Here is a 15,365-nt window from a genome sequence, read left to right as displayed (position 1 = left end):
TCTGCATTCTCAGACGGCACGGATAAAAGCCGCCCATGGCCAAGAACTGGGACAGCGGATTGACGCATCCGGACAAGGGCGTCTCGGATAGGCTGCAGGCTCTTGTCGCCAGTGGCGAGCTGAAACCGGATCCAGCGCAGAAAGCCATGGCCGCGCGCTTCGACCGTTTGCTTGTCGATCTTCACGCCCAGCGTCCGGCGCGCAAGTCCAGCGCGCTCGGTTGGCTCTTCGCCTCCCGCAAACCCGAGACCGTCAACGCTCCCAAGGGGCTCTATCTCTATGGTGGGGTCGGGCGCGGCAAGACCATGCTGATGGACATGTTCTTCGAACTGGCGCGGGTCAGGCGCAAGAGGCGAGCGCATTTCCATGAATTCATGGCCGATGTGCATGACCGCATCCACAAGCATCGCCAGAAGCTGAAGGCCGGCGAAACCAAGCAGGCAGATCCCGTGCCGCCCGTTGCGGAGAGCCTTGTCTCGGAGGCCCGGCTTCTCTGTTTCGACGAGTTTTCCGTGACCGATATCGCCGATGCGATGATCCTGTCGCGGCTGTTCGGCGAGCTTTTCCAGCGCGGCTGCATTCTGGTGGCGACGTCGAATGTCGAGCCCGACAATCTCTATAAGGACGGCCTCAACCGCGGCCTTTTCCTGCCCTTCGTCGATCTGCTCAAACGCTATGTCGAGATCGTTCCGCTGGATTCGCTGACGGATTATCGCATGGAGAAAGATAGCGGCCTGCCGGTCTTCCGGCATCCGCTCGGCGACAAGGCCGACAGGGCGATGGATGCGGCCTGGCTGCGCGAGACGGCGGGGCTCGTCGTGGCGCCGGCCACCATCGCCTTCCGCGGGCGCAGCATTGCGGTGCCGCAGGCAGCGGGCCGTGTTGCGCGCTTCTCCTTCGCCGATCTCTGCGAGAAGCCCCTGGGTGCCGCGGACTATCTCGAAATCCTGTCGCACTACGACACGCTGTTCGTCGATCACGTGCCGTTGCTGGGCGCCGAAAAACGCAACGAGACCAAGCGCTTTATCAATCTCGTCGATACGATCTACGATCATCGCGCCCGGCTCTTCGCCTCTGCGGCCGCCGCCCCCGAAAACCTGCTCGTCACCCGCAAGGGTACGGAGGGGTTTGAATTCGACCGCACGGTCTCGCGCCTGATCGAAATCCGCAGCACGGAATATCTCGCCGATCACAATGCGAGATATGGAGCGCAAGACAGCTCTGTTACAGCAAAGTCGTGACGAAAGCATGACGAATATTCTTACGTTGACGTAAGAATTTTTGCATCTAACCGATTGAAAAACTTCAGTCCAAAAGTATGTGTTGAAATTTTAACCCGGGAAGCGTAAGCCCTTGCGCCGAAAGGTCCTGCAATTGCGACATTGAGGGCCTGTTGATCGGAGCAAAGGAAGCTTTCATGGCCCGCAAGAAGATCGCACTTATTGGTTCTGGCATGATCGGTGGCACGCTGGCGCATCTCGCCGGCCTGAAGGAGCTGGGCGACATCGTCCTCTTCGACATCGCCGACGGTATCCCGCAGGGCAAGGGCCTCGATATCGCCCAGTCCTCGCCGGTCGAAGGCTTCAACGCCTCGCTGACGGGTGCCAGCGATTACGCTGCGATCGAAGGTGCTGATGTCTGCATCGTCACCGCCGGTGTTGCCCGCAAGCCCGGCATGAGCCGTGACGACCTGCTCGGCATCAACCTCAAGGTCATGGAACAGGTCGGCGCCGGCATCAAGAAGTACGCCCCGAACGCCTTCGTCATCTGCATCACCAACCCGCTCGACGCGATGGTGTGGGCGCTGCAGAAGTTCTCGGGCCTGCCGAAGAACATGGTCGTCGGCATGGCCGGCGTGCTGGACTCGGCCCGCTTCCGTCTCTTCCTCTCTGAAGAATTCAAGGTTTCCGTCCAGGACGTCACCGCCTTCGTTCTCGGCGGCCATGGCGACACGATGGTACCGCTCGCCCGTTACTCCACCGTCGGCGGCATTCCGCTGACCGACCTCGTCAAGATGGGCTGGGTCACCAAGGAACGCCTCGAAGAAATCATCCAGCGCACCCGTGACGGTGGAGCCGAGATCGTCGGCCTGCTCAAGACCGGTTCGGCCTACTATGCGCCGGCCGCTTCGGCGATCGAAATGGCCGAATCCTACCTCAAGGACAAGAAGCGCGTTCTGCCCTGCGCTGCCTACCTCTCCGGCCAGTACGGTGTGAAGGACATGTATGTCGGCGTGCCCACCATCATCGGTGAAGGCGGTGTCGAGCGCATCATCGAGGTCGAGTTCAACAAGGCCGAACAGGAAGCCTTCGAGAAGTCGGTCGCGGCCGTCGCCGGCCTTTGCGAAGCTTGCATCAACATCGCGCCTTCGCTGAAGTAAGAACAGGATCATCCCCATGAACATTCATGAATATCAGGCCAAGGCTCTGCTGAAGAGCTTCGGCGCGCCGGTCGCCGAAGGTGTGGCGATCTTCTCCGCCGACGAGGCTGAAGCGGCTGCGAAGTCGCTGCCCGGCCCGCTCTATGTCGTCAAGAGCCAGATCCACGCTGGTGGCCGCGGCAAGGGCAAGTTCAAGGAACTCGGCCCCGACGCCAAGGGCGGCGTTCGCCTCGCCTTCTCGATCGAGGAAGCCAAGAAGCATGCCAAGGAAATGCTCGGCAACACGCTCGTCACCGCCCAGACCGGCGAGGCCGGCAAGCAAGTGAACCGCCTCTATATCGAGGACGGCGCCGACATCGACCGTGAACTGTATCTCTCGCTGCTCGTCGACCGCTCCGTCGGCCAGGTTGCCTTCGTCGTTTCGACCGAAGGCGGCATGGACATCGAAGCCGTCGCCCATGACACGCCGGAGAAGATCCTCACCGTCGCAATCAACCCGGAAGCCGGCGTCACCGCCGACGATCTGGCGAAGCTCACCTCGGCTCTGAAGCTCGAAGGCGAAGCCAAGGCCGATGCCGAAAAGCTCTTCCCGATCCTCTACAAGGCTTTCGTCGAGAAGGACATGAGCCTGCTCGAGATCAACCCGCTGATTGTCATGAAGAACGGCCGCGTGCGCGTTCTCGACGCCAAGGTCTCGTTCGACGGCAACGCACTGTTCCGTCACGACGACATCAAGGCGCTGCGCGACGAGACCGAAGAAGACGCCAAGGAAATCGAGGCTTCCAAGTGGGACCTCGCCTACGTGGCGCTCGACGGCAATATCGGCTGCATGGTCAACGGTGCCGGTCTCGCCATGGCGACGATGGACATCATCAAGCTCTACGGCAAGGAGCCGGCGAACTTCTGCGACGTCGGCGGCGGCGCCGGCAAGGAGAAGGTGGCGGCGGCCTTCAAGATCATCACGGCCGACCCGAAGGTCGAGGGCATCCTCGTCAACATCTTCGGCGGCATCATGAAGTGTGACGTCATCGCCGAAGGCGTGGTCGCTGCCGTGCAGGAAGTCGGCCTCAAGGTTCCGCTGGTCGTTCGCCTCGAAGGCACGAATGTCGAGCTTGGCAAGAAGATCCTGAACGAATCCGGCCTGGCGATCACCGCCGCCGACGATCTGGACGACGCTGCCAAGAAGATCGTCGCCGCGATCAACGGCTAACGGAAGGACCAGACCTCATGTCGATTCTCGTCAATAAGAACACCAAGGTCCTCGTTCAGGGCCTGACCGGCAAGACCGGGACTTTCCACACCGAGCAGGCGCTCGCCTATTACGGCACGCAGATGGTCGGCGGTATCCACCCGAAGAAGGGCGGCGAAACCTGGACTGGCTCCAAGGGCGAAAGCCTGCCGATCTTCGCCTCGGTTGCCGAAGCCAAGGAAAAGACCGGCGCGGATGCCTCCGTGATCTACGTTCCGCCGGCAGGTGCCGCGGACGCCATCATCGAGGCGATCGAAGCGGAAATCCCGTTCATTACCTGCATCACCGAAGGCATCCCGGTTGCCGACATGGTGCGCGTCAAGGCTCGTCTCGACCGCTCCAAGTCGCGCCTGCTCGGCCCGAACTGCCCCGGCATCCTGACGCCGGAAGAATGCAAGATCGGCATCATGCCGGGCTCGATCTTCCGCAAGGGCTCCGTCGGTATTGTTTCGCGCTCCGGCACGCTTACCTATGAAGCGGTGTTCCAGACCTCCAACGAAGGCCTCGGCCAGACCACGGCTGTCGGCATCGGCGGGGATCCGGTCAAGGGCACCGAATTCATCGACGTGCTCGAGATGTTCCTGGCAGACGATGCCACAACCTCGATCATCATGATCGGCGAAATCGGCGGCTCGGCCGAAGAAGATGCGGCGCAGTTCCTCATCGACGAAGCCAAGAAGGGCCGTAAAAAGCCGATGGCCGGCTTCATCGCGGGCCGTACGGCGCCGAAGGGCCGCACCATGGGCCATGCCGGCGCCGTCGTTTCCGGCGGCAAGGGCGATGCGGAATCCAAGATCGCAGCCATGGAGGCAGCGGGCATCCGAGTTTCGCCTTCGCCGGCCCGTCTCGGCAAGACCCTCGTCGAAGTCCTCAAGGGCTGAGATGCGACACTGGATGGGCCGGCGAAAGCCGGCCGATCCGTCTCTCCCGTCACCAAGCGGACAGGCTTGCGGCGGGCGGCAAACCGGGGAGAGCCCGGTCAACACGATCGTTCGGGAGGCGGGCGCGGCGCCCGCAAGAAACCATGGCACGGCAAGACGCCAACGAACAATTCCTGGCCACCTCCTTCCTTGACGGAGCGAACGCGGCCTATATCGAACAGCTCTACGCCAAGTACGAGGCTGACCCCGCCTCCGTCGGCGAGGAATGGCAGGCCTTCTTCACGGCCCTGGAAGACAAGCCCTCCGATATCGTGAAGGCGGCCAAGGGCGCCTCCTGGCAGCGCGCCAACTGGCCGATTGTCGCCAACGGCGAACTCGTCTCGGCGCTCGACGGCAACTGGGGCGTCGTCGAGAAGGTGCTTGAAAAGAAGGTGCAGGCGAAGGCCGAGGCCGTCGCCGCCAAGACCGGCGCGCCCGTCGATCAGGCCGGTGTAAATCAGGCGACCCGCGATTCGGTGCGCGCCATCATGATGATCCGCGCCTACCGCGCCCGCGGCCACCTGCACGCCAAGCTCGACCCGCTCGGCATCGCCGCGCCCGTCGAGGACTATCACGAGCTGTCGCCCTCGAACTACGGTTTCGAGGAGAAGGATCTCGACCGCAAGATCTTCATCGACAACGTGCTCGGCCTCGAATACGCGACCGTGCGCGAAATGGTCGAAATCCTTGAGCGCACCTATTGCTCGACGATCGGCGTCGAATTCATGCATATCTCCAACCCGGAAGAGAAGGGCTGGATCCAGGAGCGCATCGAAGGTCCGGACAAGGGCGTTGCCTTCACTGCCGAAGGCAAGCGCGCGATCCTGCAGAAGCTGATCGAGGCCGAGGGCTTCGAGCAGTTTATCGACGTTAAGTACAAGGGTACCAAGCGTTTCGGCCTCGACGGCGGCGAAGCGCTGATCCCGGCGCTGGAGCAGATCATTAAGCGCGGCGGCCAGCTGGGCTTGAAGGAAATCGTGCTCGGCATGGCCCACCGCGGCCGCCTCAACGTTTTGACCAACGTGATGGCCAAGCCCCATCGCGCCGTCTTCCACGAGTTCAAGGGCGGCTCCTATGCGCCTGACGACGTGGAAGGCTCGGGCGACGTGAAGTACCACCTCGGCGCCTCCTCGGACCGTGAGTTCGACGGCAACAAGGTGCACCTGTCGCTGACGGCGAACCCCTCGCATCTCGAAATCGTCAACCCTGTCGTCATGGGCAAGGCCCGCGCCAAGCAGGACCAGATGGCGAAGGTCTTCGAAGGCGATATCATTCCCTTGTCCGAACGCGCCCAGGTCATGCCGCTGCTGCTGCATGGCGATGCGGCCTTCGCCGGCCAGGGCGTGACGGCTGAAATCCTCGGCCTTTCGGGCCTGCGCGGCCACCGCGTCGCCGGCACGGTGCATGTCATCATCAACAACCAGATCGGCTTCACCACGAACCCGGCCTTCTCGCGCTCCTCGCCCTATCCGTCGGATGTGGCGAAGATGATCGAGGCGCCGATCTTCCATGTGAACGGCGACGATCCGGAGGCGGTGACCTATGCCGCCAAGATCGCGACCGAGTTCCGCATGAAGTTCCACAAGCCGGTGGTGGTGGACATGTTCTGCTACCGTCGCTTCGGCCATAACGAAGGCGACGAGCCGGCGTTCACGCAGCCGAAGATGTACAAGGCGATCCGCGCGCACAAGACGGTGGTCAACCTCTATGCGTCGCGCCTCATCGCCGAGGGCGTCATCTCCGAAGGCGAGTTCGAGAAGATGAAGGCCGACTGGCGCGCCAATCTCGAAACCGAATTCGAGATCGGCCAGTCCTACAAGCCGAACAAGGCCGACTGGCTCGACGGTGCTTGGTCGGGCCTTCGCTCGGCCGACAACCAGGACGAACAGCGTCGCGGCAAGACCTCGGTGCCGATGAAGCAGCTGAAGGAAATCGGCCGCAAGATCGCGACGATCCCGGACGGCTTCCGCGCCCACAAGACCATCCAGCGGTTCATGGACAACCGCATGCAGATGGTCGAGACGGGCGAGGGCATCGACTGGGCGATGGGCGAGGCCCTGGCTTTCGGCACGCTGTGCGTCGAAGGCACCAAGATCCGCCTGTCCGGTCAGGATTGCGAACGTGGCACCTTCTCGCAGCGCCATTCGGTTCTCTACGATCAGGAGACCGAAGACCGCTACATCCCGCTCGCCAACCTCTCGCCGACTCAGGCCCGCTACGAGGTGATCAACTCGATGCTCTCGGAAGAGGCGGTCCTCGGCTTCGAATACGGATATTCGCTGGCCCGCCCGAACGCGCTCACCCTCTGGGAAGCCCAGTTCGGCGACTTCGCCAACGGTGCGCAGGTCGTCTTCGACCAGTTCATCTCGTCGGGCGAACGCAAGTGGCTGCGCATGTCGGGTCTCGTCTGCCTCCTGCCGCACGGGTATGAGGGCCAGGGTCCGGAACACTCGTCGGCCCGCCTCGAGCGCTGGCTGCAGATGTGCGCCGAAGACAATATGCAGGTCGCCAACGTCACCACGCCGGCGAACTACTTCCACATCCTGCGCCGTCAGGTGAAGCGCGACTTCCGCAAGCCGCTGATCATGATGACGCCGAAGTCGCTGCTGCGCCACAAGCGTGCGGTCTCCTCGCTGTCGGAAATGGCCGGCGAAAGCTCGTTCCACCGCCTGCTGTGGGACGATGCCGAAGTGATCAAGGACGGCCCGATCAAGCTCCAGAAGGATGCCAAGATCCGCCGTGTCGTGATGTGCTCGGGCAAGGTCTATTTCGACCTCCTGGAAGAGCGTGAAAAGCGCGGCATCGACGATGTCTATCTGCTGCGTCTGGAACAGCTCTATCCGTTCCCGGCCAAGGCGCTGATCAACGAGCTCTCACGCTTCCGCAATGCCGAGATGGTGTGGTGCCAGGAAGAGCCCAAGAACATGGGTGCCTGGGCCTTCATCGACCCCTATCTCGAATGGGTGCTCGCCCATATCGACGCCAAGTACCAGCGTGTGCGCTACACCGGCCGTCCGGCCGCCGCATCGCCGGCGACTGGCCTGATGTCGAAGCACCTCGCGCAGCTCGCCGCCTTCCTCGAGGACGCGCTGGGCGGTTGATCCGCCAAGTCAGCCCGTAACCGCGACAAAGACAAAACGAACGGAACACACTCATGGCTACCGAAATCCGCGTCCCGACTTTGGGCGAATCCGTCAGCGAAGCCACCGTCGGCACCTGGTTCAAGAAGGTCGGCGACGTCATCAAGGCCGACGAGCCGCTCTGTGAGCTCGAAACCGACAAGGTAACGATCGAAGTGCCGGCACCCGCCTCCGGCGTGCTCTCGGAAATCACGGCGAATGCCGGCGATACCGTCGCACCGGGCGGCCTGCTTGGCCAGATCTCCGAAGGAGCCTCCGCCGGTGCCGCCGCTCCTGCTGCTGCCGAAAAGGCGGTCGCCGCCGCTCCGGCCGCCGAAGCCAAGCCTGCCGCTTCCGCTGCCATGCCGGCCGCGCCGGCTGCCGCCAAGCTGCTTGCCGAAAATAACCTTTCGGCCGATCAGGTCGATGGTTCTGGCAAGCGCGGCCAGGTGCTGAAGGGTGATGTCATCGCCGCCGTCGCCAAGGGCATCACGGCTTCGACGCCGGCCCAAGCCGCTGAGCCGGTCAAGGTCGTCGCTCGCGCGGCTTCCTCGGAAGCCGATGCACCGCGCGAAGAGCGCGTGAAGATGACGCGCCTGCGCCAGACCATTGCCAAGCGCCTCAAGGATGCTCAGAACACCGCCGCCATGCTCACCACCTATAACGAGGTGGACATGTCGGCCGTGATGGATCTGCGCAACCGCTACAAGGACTTGTTCGAGAAGAAGCACGGCGTGAAGCTCGGCTTCATGGGCTTCTTCACCAAGGCCGTGACGCACGCGCTGAAGGAAATCCCGGCCGTCAACGCCGAGATCGACGGCACCGACATCATCTACAAGAACTACTGCCACATTGGCGTCGCCGTGGGCACGGACAAGGGCCTCGTGGTTCCGGTCGTGCGCGATGCCGACCAGATGTCGATCGCCGAAATCGAGAAGGATATCGGTCGTCTCGGCAAGCTCGCCCGTGACGGCGCGCTCTCGATGGCCGACATGCAGGGCGGCACGTTCACGATTTCGAACGGCGGCGTCTATGGTTCGCTGATGTCCTCGCCGATCCTGAACGCCCCGCAGTCGGGCATTCTCGGCATGCACAAGATCCAGGAGCGTCCGGTCGTCGTCGGCGGCCAGATCGTCATCCGCCCGATGATGTATCTCGCGCTCTCCTATGACCACCGCATGGTGGACGGCAAGGAGGCCGTGACCTTCCTCGTGCGCGTCAAGGACAGCCTGGAAGATCCGGAACGTCTGGTTCTCGATCTCTAAGGGAGGTGTTCATGGAAGCGGCGGCGGCTTCGCCCATCCAGATTCTGCTCGTGTTGAGCGTGGCTCTGCTTGTCTTCCATGTTGCCCTTCAGGGTATGCTCGCCACGAAAGAGCTTGGCCCTGAATGGAACGCCGGCCCGCGTGACGAGGTGCGGCATCCCAAGGGCATTCTGGCCGGACGCGCTGCGCGCGCGTCGGCCAATTTCCGTGAAACCTATCCCGGCTTCGTGGCGCTTGCGCTGGCGGTTGCCCTTGTGCCGGATACGTCTGGCTGGGACCTCATAGGGGGCTGGCTGTGGTTTATTGCCCGGCTCGTCTATATTCCGCTCTATCTGGCAGGCATTCCCTATATTCGTTCGCTCGTCTGGCTCGTAGCGCTGATCGGCCTTGCGATCATGGCGGCAACCGTCATCTTCTAGGAAGGGGCACTCCATGAGCCAATACCTCGTTGAACTCGCCTCGCTGATGGCGATCTTTGCCTTTGCCATCGTCTCGCCCGGCGCCGACCTCGCCATGGTCATGCGCCAGTCGCTGGTGCAGGGCCGCCGCGCCGCCGTGATCACGTCCTTCGGCATCGGCGCGGCGCTGATGGTGCATGTCACCTATACGATCCTTGGACTCGGGCTGATCATTTCCCAGTCGATCTACCTGTTCAACATCGTGAAATGGTGCGGCGTCGCCTATCTCGTCTATATCGGCATCAAGGCCCTGCGCGCCGGCAAGGCGGACCTTTCCGCCGAGGCCGTGAAGGCCGGCGGTGAGGCGAAAGTTGAGCAGTCGGCGCTGCGCGCCTTCGGCCTCGGCTTCCTAGCCAACGCACTGAACCCCAAGGCGGTGTTCTTCTTCCTGTCGATCTTCTCGACGGTTGTCAGCGCCCACACGCCGATCGCCGTCAAGTTCGGCTATGGCCTCGTCATGGCGACCTGCCTCATCGCCTGGTTCGTCGGGGTCTCGCTGTTCATGACGACGCCGCGCATGCGGGCCGCCTTTTCGCGCGCCAGCCAGTGGATCGACCGCACCAGCGGCCTCGTCTTCATCGCGCTCGGCATCAAGCTCGCGACGGAAAAGGCGCACTGAGCCATGCGTGCCGCCCTCGTCCTCACCGGTCTCATTGCCGCGACCGCCGCTTCAGCGGCGGAGTGCCGGCAGGACCATGCGATCTATGCGGATCGCGACGGGGGCTATGAGCTGACTTTCCAGCCTGTCGGTTCGGATGCGGCAGCGACGAGCCATCACTTCAAGCTGAAGATCCTGGCAAGCGGTCTGGTGCTGGATGGCATCGTCATGCCCGGCGATCCCGCGCGCTCTAACGGCATGATCATGCACAATTGCCCCGAGGGGGACGTGACCGGCGAGGAAATCGCCGCCTGCACCGTCTGGGAGGGCGTGATCTACGCGCTCGACGTGGCGGGTGATGCCAACCTCGTGCCCGATCAGGGTGCCAAGGCGGCGCAAAGCTTGCTGTTGTCGGGGTTCGGTCCATCGCTTCGCTACTCGGCGCTGTGGGAGCAGGGCAAGGCGAAGGTCGTGCCGCAGGATGTCTTCCGGCAAAAGGGATGCGCTGCATGAAGGAAGCCCCTGTTCTCCTCGTCACCGGCGGCAGCCGGGGCATCGGCGCCAGCGTGTGCCGCATGGCCGGTGCGGCCGGCTGGCAGGTGGCGGTGAACTATGTCGCCAATCTGGAGGCGGCCGAAGCTGTCGTCGCGGAGATCCAAGCGGCCGGTGGCTCGGCGATCCCGGTTCAGGGTGATGTCGGCAGCGAGCTTGGCCTTGCCAATATCTTCTCGACCATCGACGGCACGTTCGGCCGGCTCGATGGACTCGTGAACAATGCCGGCATCGTCGCCACGCCGCAGCGCGTCGACGAGATGTCGTCCGAGCGGCTCGAGCGCATGTTCGCCGTCAATGTCATGGGCTCGATCCGCTGCGCGCAGGAGGCCGTGCGCCGCATGTCGACGCGCCATGGTGGCAGGGGCGGCTCGATCGTCAACCTTTCGTCCGTCGCGGCGAAATTGGGTGCTGCCGGGCAATATGTCGATTATGCCGCCAGCAAGGGCGCCATCGAGAGCTTCACGATCGGTCTTGCCCGCGAAGTCGCGGCGGAGGGCGTGCGCGTCAATCTCGTGCGCCCCGGCATCATCGATACCGAAATCCACGCCTCCGGCGGTCTGCCGGATCGTGCACGCGACATGGCGTCGCTCATCCCGATGCAGCGGCCGGGTACGGCCGATGAAGTCGCGAAATCCATTTTCTATCTTCTCTCCGATGCGGCATCCTATGTGACGGGTGCCGCCCTCAACGTCAGCGGTGGCCGCTAGGCCCCGCGCAGGAAGGACTTGTCATGGCATATGATCTCATCGTTATCGGTTCCGGCCCCGGCGGCTATGTCTGCGCCATCAAGACGGCCCAGCTCGGCCTGAAGGTCGCGGTCGTCGAAAAGCGCGCCACCTATGGCGGCACCTGCCTCAATGTCGGCTGCATTCCCTCCAAGGCGTTGCTGCATGCCTCCGAGACCTACAGCCACGTCGCCCATGGCATGGAAGCGCTCGGCATCGAGGGCGTGAAGCCCACGCTGAACCTCGCCAAGATGATGGCGCACAAGGATGCGACGGTGAAGTCGAACGTTGATGGCGTTGCCTTCCTGTTCAAGAAGAACAAGATCGACGGCATCCAGGGCACCGGCAAGGTGCTCGGCGCCGGCAAGGTCTCCGTCACCAATGACAAGGGCGAAGAGCAGGTCCTCGAAACGAAGAACATTGTGATTGCCACCGGTTCCGACGTGGCCGGCATTCCAGGCGTCCCGGTCGAGATCGACGAGAAGGTCATCGTCTCCTCGACGGGTGGCATCGCGCTTGAGAGGGTGCCGGGCCATCTCGTCGTCGTCGGCGGCGGCGTCATCGGCCTTGAGCTCGGCTCGGTCTGGGCGCGCCTCGGTGCCAAGGTCACGGTCGTTGAATATCTCGACACCATCCTCGGCGGCATGGACGGTGATGTCTCCAAGCAGTTCCAGCGCATGCTGGCCAAGCAGGGCATGGACTTCAAGCTCGGCGCCAAGGTGACGGGTGTCGAAAAGGCGGGTTCGGGCGCCAAGGTGACCTTCGAGCCGGTCAAGGGCGGCGAGGCCACCAGCATCGACGCCGATGTCGTGCTGATCGCCACCGGCCGCAAGCCCTACACCGAAGGTCTCGGCCTCAAGGAAGCGGGTGTCGCGCTTGACAACCGTGGCCGCGTCGAGATCGACAAGCATTTCCAGACGAACGTTCCCGGCATCTATGCGCTTGGCGACGTCGTGCGCGGCCCGATGCTCGCCCACAAGGCGGAAGACGAGGGTGTCGCCGTCGCCGAAATCCTCGCCGGCCAGGCCGGCCATGTGAACTACGACGTCATCCCCGGCGTCGTCTACACCCAGCCGGAAGTTGCCTCCGTTGGCAAGACCGAGGAAGAGCTGAAGGCCGCAGGCATTGCCTACAAGGCCGGCAAATTCCCCTTCACTGCTAACGGGCGCGCCCGCGCCATGCTGGCGACGGACGGTTTCGTAAAGGTTCTCGCGGACAAGGACACCGATCGCGTTCTCGGCGTTCACATCGTCGGCTTCGGCGCCGGCGAGATGATCCACGAGGCCGCCGTGCTGATGGAATTCGGCGGTTCCTCCGAAGATCTCGGCCGCACCTGCCATGCGCATCCGACCATGTCGGAAGCCGTGAAGGAAGCCGCGCTGGCGACCTTCTTCAAGCCGATCCATATGTGATCGGAGGCCGAAGCGCGTTCGCTTAGGCTAAACATTCTTCAGGCGGCTGCGACAACCAGCCGCCTGTTTTCGTTCTGCGAACGGGCGCAGCATGAAGGCCACAAAGGATGGTTTCATGTCTCCGGTATCGCGACCCGTCTCCCTGCCGCACCCGTTGCTCCCCACCGCCGACTGGGCGGATCGTTTCACGCTCGGCCTGCCGGTGGAGCACCTGACGGCACGCGAGGCGGCGCGGCTGGCGCTGGAGCATCCGCCGGGCTGGGTGCGCAGGCTTATGGTGCTGCGCAACGCTATCGTGGCGCCTTTCGGGCTGAAGGGGGCGGCCGAAGAGGTGAGGACCTCGGAGACGGAGATCGGCGGTTTTCCGGTGGTGAGTGCGACCGACGAGCGCGTCGTGCTGGGTTTCGACGACCGGCATCTCGATTTCCGCATCGTCATCGATGTGATGGCGGACCGGCCCACCGGCCAGACCTTGAGCGTGATGACGCTCGTCCATCGCAACAACCTGCTCGGCCGGGTCTATCTCGCCACCGTCATGCCGTTTCACAAGCTGATCGTACGCACCATGTTGTCGGGCATCGGCCGGCGGGCGCTGAAGCTTAGTTCACCGCGGTAACGGTAAAACCCTTCTTGCGCAGCAGTTCGACTACGCCTTCCGGGCCGGCGAGATGCAGCGCACCGACGGCCATGAAGACGTTGCCGCCATCGAGGATCGGCGTCGCGCGGTCGGCCATCGTATGGTTGCGATCGACGATGATGCGCTGCTCGAACTCGGCATAGGCGTCCGCGCCTTCACCCGGGGGTGCTGCGGCGCGCATCATCGGCATGATCATGCCGGTATCGCCCGAGAGATAAAGCTGGCTCATCGTCTCGATGACGTCCTTCAGGCCGTCAACGCCGAGATCCACGGTCTGCACGAGGCCCTTGATCTGCGGCTCGACGGCCAGCGAATCCAGCGCGGAAATCTGCTCGATCAGCGTTTCCAGGCCCTTCAGCACCTTGCCTTCGGCAAGCGCATTCTTGGCAAGCTGCTGATCGAGGAAGGCGGCGCCAGCCGTCTTGCGGGCGACTTCGCAGGCGGGTAGCGCCACGAAGCTCATCAACATCCAGGGTTTCATGCGGGCGACAGCTGCAAGCGACAGGCCGCGGCCCTTCAGGCCCTTCTCCAGCTTTTCCTTATCCTCGGGCGTGAGGAAGTCGGTGATCGACTTGCCGTCGGCGAACATGATGAGATCGGGACGCGCCATCATCGCCGCCCCCGCCTTCTTCTCGTCGGTGATCTCGTCGGATTCGACGATGACGGTGGCGGCCTTGTCATAGGCGATGCGGGCGGCTTCCGGCATGGCGAGCACGCGCGGATCCGTTACATGCATGGTGCCGAGCAGCCAGGAGGCGGGCTTACTCTCCTTCTCGACCTTCCAGAAGATCGCCTTGCCGTTTGGCGTGGCGTCCGCCTCGGCGCGCAGCTTGGCGTAGCCGGCCGGATCCTCCTGCTCATATTTGGTCAGCAGATTGTTGCCGGTGCAGGTCGGCAGATCCTCCGCCCGCGCCGGGGAGAGGCCGGCAAGCATGACGAGGAAGGAGAGGGCGATCAGCGCATGGATCGCGGCCATCAGCCAGAGGCCGGCATCGGCCAACCGGTCGGCAAGTGCCAGGCGGCTCTTGTGAAGAAGGACTGTCATGGTCGAACTCCGTGCATTTTTCGCGGACCCTAGTCGCCTCATCCTCATAATCCCTTAACGGGGTCAGGCGCGGGGATGCGCCCGGTCATATATTTCGAGCAATCGCGCCGAATCGACGCCGGTATAGACCTGCGTCGTCGAGAGACTGGCATGGCCGAGCAACTCCTGGATGGTGCGCAGGTCGCCGCCGCCGGCCAGAAGATGGGTAGCGAAGGAGTGACGCAAAGCATGCGGCGTGGCGCTATCGGGCAGGCCAAGCGCGCCGCGCATCTTCTGCATCTCGCGCTGGATGATGGCTGGTTGCAGCGGTCCTCCGCGCGCGCCGCGGAAGAGCGGCTTGTCAGCGCCAAGCGGGAAGGGGCAGAGCTTGATGTAATCCTCGACGCCGACCCGCGCCGGCGCGATCAGCGGCACGATACGCGTCTTGTCGCCCTTGCCGGTGATGCGCAAGGATGTGGGGCTGCCGGTGAAATCGGCCGGCGTCAGCGACAGGGCCTCTGAGATGCGCAGACCGCAGCCATAGAGAAGGGTGAGAACGGCGGCATTGCGCACGCGAATCCATGGCTCCTCGGCAAGCTGCTCATGGGCATCGACGACGGCGATGGCCTGGCGGTCGGAAAGCGGTTTCGGTAGGGATTTCGGTTGTTTGGGCGAACGCACGGACGAGGCGCCTGCGGCATTGGCAAGGCCCTTGCGTTCGAGATGGCGCAGAAAGGAGCGCAGGCCGGCAAGGCCGCGTCCGAGCGTGCGGGCTCCCGCGCCGTCGCGGCGGCGGGCGGCGAGGAAGCCGCGCAGGTCCGCCGGGCGCAGATTGCCGATGTCCTTCAGGCGGGCGGGGGCGGCGAGGTGGTGCGTCAGGAAGGCGAGGAACTGTCGGGTATCGCGCTCATAGGCATCGAGCGTGTGGCCGGCGAGACGGCGCTCGTCTGAAAGCGATGCAAGCCAGGCTTGTCGCTCGGCCAAGAGCGCGGGATCGGCGATGATGAGAAGTTCGGTCATGTC

The 15,365-nt window shown here is 63.5% G+C and carries 14 protein-coding genes; 12 read left to right on the top strand and 2 right to left on the bottom strand.

Annotated elements, in window-relative coordinates:
* Positions 1 to 35 precede the first annotated feature (35 nt).
* The 12 genes from zapE (at position 36) to D0Y60_RS17390 (ending at position 13,297) form a co-directional block, all read left to right on the top strand.
* Entirely contained in the window at positions 36 to 1,241 is a 1,206-nt protein-coding gene (zapE, locus tag D0Y60_RS17445; protein WP_117371245.1) for a cell division protein ZapE, read from the top strand.
* A 176-nt stretch (positions 1,242 to 1,417) separates the two neighbouring features.
* Positions 1,418 to 2,380 carry a malate dehydrogenase gene (gene mdh / locus D0Y60_RS17440; protein WP_117371244.1) on the top strand — a complete coding sequence of 321 codons (963 nt, stop codon included), beginning with the start codon at positions 1,418 to 1,420 and terminating at the stop codon, positions 2,378 to 2,380.
* Between the two features lie 16 nt (positions 2,381 to 2,396).
* Positions 2,397 to 3,590 carry an ADP-forming succinate--CoA ligase subunit beta gene (sucC, locus tag D0Y60_RS17435; protein ID WP_117371243.1) on the top strand — a complete coding sequence of 398 codons (1,194 nt, stop codon included), beginning with the start codon at positions 2,397 to 2,399 and terminating at the stop codon, positions 3,588 to 3,590.
* A 17-nt stretch (positions 3,591 to 3,607) separates the two neighbouring features.
* Positions 3,608 to 4,510: a succinate--CoA ligase subunit alpha gene (gene sucD / locus D0Y60_RS17430; RefSeq protein WP_117371242.1), complete on the top strand. Its 903-nt coding sequence runs from the start codon at positions 3,608 to 3,610 to the stop codon at positions 4,508 to 4,510.
* 143 nt (positions 4,511 to 4,653) lie between these two features.
* Positions 4,654 to 7,650, top strand: coding sequence for a 2-oxoglutarate dehydrogenase E1 component (locus D0Y60_RS17425; RefSeq protein ID WP_117371241.1), 2,997 nt, complete (start codon positions 4,654 to 4,656; stop codon positions 7,648 to 7,650).
* A 53-nt stretch (positions 7,651 to 7,703) separates the two neighbouring features.
* Positions 7,704 to 8,933, top strand: a complete 1,230-nt coding sequence (odhB, locus tag D0Y60_RS17420) for a 2-oxoglutarate dehydrogenase complex dihydrolipoyllysine-residue succinyltransferase (protein WP_117371240.1) — start codon at positions 7,704 to 7,706, stop codon at positions 8,931 to 8,933.
* A gap of 11 nt (positions 8,934 to 8,944) precedes the next feature.
* Entirely contained in the window at positions 8,945 to 9,352 is a 408-nt protein-coding gene (locus D0Y60_RS17415; protein ID WP_117371239.1) for an MAPEG family protein, read from the top strand.
* A gap of 13 nt (positions 9,353 to 9,365) precedes the next feature.
* Positions 9,366 to 10,010 (top strand): LysE family translocator, encoded by a 645-nt coding sequence (locus D0Y60_RS17410; RefSeq protein WP_117371238.1) that lies wholly within the window; start codon positions 9,366 to 9,368, stop codon positions 10,008 to 10,010.
* A gap of 3 nt (positions 10,011 to 10,013) precedes the next feature.
* A complete protein-coding gene (locus tag D0Y60_RS17405; RefSeq protein WP_117371237.1) occupies positions 10,014 to 10,502 on the top strand; it encodes a hypothetical protein in 489 nt (162 codons plus the stop codon).
* On the top strand, positions 10,499 to 11,251 hold the full coding sequence (locus tag D0Y60_RS17400; protein WP_117371387.1) for an SDR family oxidoreductase: 753 nt from the start codon (positions 10,499 to 10,501) through the stop codon (positions 11,249 to 11,251). The genes D0Y60_RS17405 and D0Y60_RS17400 overlap by 4 nt, the downstream gene beginning before the upstream one ends.
* Positions 11,252 to 11,274: 23 nt before the next feature.
* The gene (gene lpdA, locus D0Y60_RS17395; protein WP_117371236.1) at positions 11,275 to 12,681 is read left to right on the top strand and encodes a dihydrolipoyl dehydrogenase; all 1,407 of its coding nucleotides are present in this window, start codon (positions 11,275 to 11,277) and stop codon (positions 12,679 to 12,681) included.
* Positions 12,682 to 12,796: 115 nt separating this feature from the next.
* A complete protein-coding gene (locus D0Y60_RS17390; RefSeq protein ID WP_117371386.1) occupies positions 12,797 to 13,297 on the top strand; it encodes a DUF2867 domain-containing protein in 501 nt (166 codons plus the stop codon).
* Here D0Y60_RS17390 and D0Y60_RS17385 read toward each other — a convergent pair.
* Positions 13,281 to 14,294, bottom strand: coding sequence for a TraB/GumN family protein (locus D0Y60_RS17385; protein ID WP_245409218.1), 1,014 nt, complete (start codon positions 14,292 to 14,294; stop codon positions 13,281 to 13,283). The two genes, D0Y60_RS17390 and D0Y60_RS17385, sit on opposite strands and share 17 nt — an antisense overlap.
* A gap of 132 nt (positions 14,295 to 14,426) precedes the next feature.
* Positions 14,427 to 15,362: a tyrosine recombinase XerC gene (locus D0Y60_RS17380; RefSeq protein WP_117371234.1), complete on the bottom strand. Its 936-nt coding sequence runs from the start codon at positions 15,360 to 15,362 to the stop codon at positions 14,427 to 14,429.
* Positions 15,363 to 15,365: the final 3 nt, after the last annotated feature.

This window comes from Shinella sp. WSJ-2 (genome assembly GCF_003432075.1).
GTDB lineage: Bacteria > Pseudomonadota > Alphaproteobacteria > Rhizobiales > Rhizobiaceae > Shinella.
The sequence above is the reverse complement of the archived record's forward strand: the minus strand, read 5'-3'. Positions and strand labels throughout refer to the sequence as shown.

Excerpts from the sequence above, each read along its gene's own strand:
- sucC (WP_117371243.1), top strand. The coding sequence starts at position 2,397 with ATGAACATTCATGAATATCAGGCCAAGGCTCTGCTGAAGAGCTTCGGC.
- D0Y60_RS17415 (WP_117371239.1), top strand. The coding sequence starts at position 8,945 with ATGGAAGCGGCGGCGGCTTCGCCCATCCAGATTCTGCTCGTGTTGAGC.
- sucD (WP_117371242.1), top strand. The coding sequence starts at position 3,608 with ATGTCGATTCTCGTCAATAAGAACACCAAGGTCCTCGTTCAGGGCCTG.
- D0Y60_RS17425 (WP_117371241.1), top strand. The coding sequence starts at position 4,654 with ATGGCACGGCAAGACGCCAACGAACAATTCCTGGCCACCTCCTTCCTT.
- D0Y60_RS17410 (WP_117371238.1), top strand. The coding sequence starts at position 9,366 with ATGAGCCAATACCTCGTTGAACTCGCCTCGCTGATGGCGATCTTTGCC.
- zapE (WP_117371245.1), top strand. The coding sequence starts at position 36 with ATGGCCAAGAACTGGGACAGCGGATTGACGCATCCGGACAAGGGCGTC.
- D0Y60_RS17400 (WP_117371387.1), top strand. The coding sequence starts at position 10,499 with ATGAAGGAAGCCCCTGTTCTCCTCGTCACCGGCGGCAGCCGGGGCATC.
- D0Y60_RS17380 (WP_117371234.1), bottom strand. The coding sequence starts at position 15,362 with ATGACCGAACTTCTCATCATCGCCGATCCCGCGCTCTTGGCCGAGCGA.
- D0Y60_RS17390 (WP_117371386.1), top strand. The coding sequence starts at position 12,797 with ATGTCTCCGGTATCGCGACCCGTCTCCCTGCCGCACCCGTTGCTCCCC.
- D0Y60_RS17385 (WP_245409218.1), bottom strand. The coding sequence starts at position 14,294 with ATGGCCGCGATCCATGCGCTGATCGCCCTCTCCTTCCTCGTCATGCTT.
- D0Y60_RS17405 (WP_117371237.1), top strand. The coding sequence starts at position 10,014 with ATGCGTGCCGCCCTCGTCCTCACCGGTCTCATTGCCGCGACCGCCGCT.
- mdh (WP_117371244.1), top strand. The coding sequence starts at position 1,418 with ATGGCCCGCAAGAAGATCGCACTTATTGGTTCTGGCATGATCGGTGGC.
- lpdA (WP_117371236.1), top strand. The coding sequence starts at position 11,275 with ATGGCATATGATCTCATCGTTATCGGTTCCGGCCCCGGCGGCTATGTC.
- odhB (WP_117371240.1), top strand. The coding sequence starts at position 7,704 with ATGGCTACCGAAATCCGCGTCCCGACTTTGGGCGAATCCGTCAGCGAA.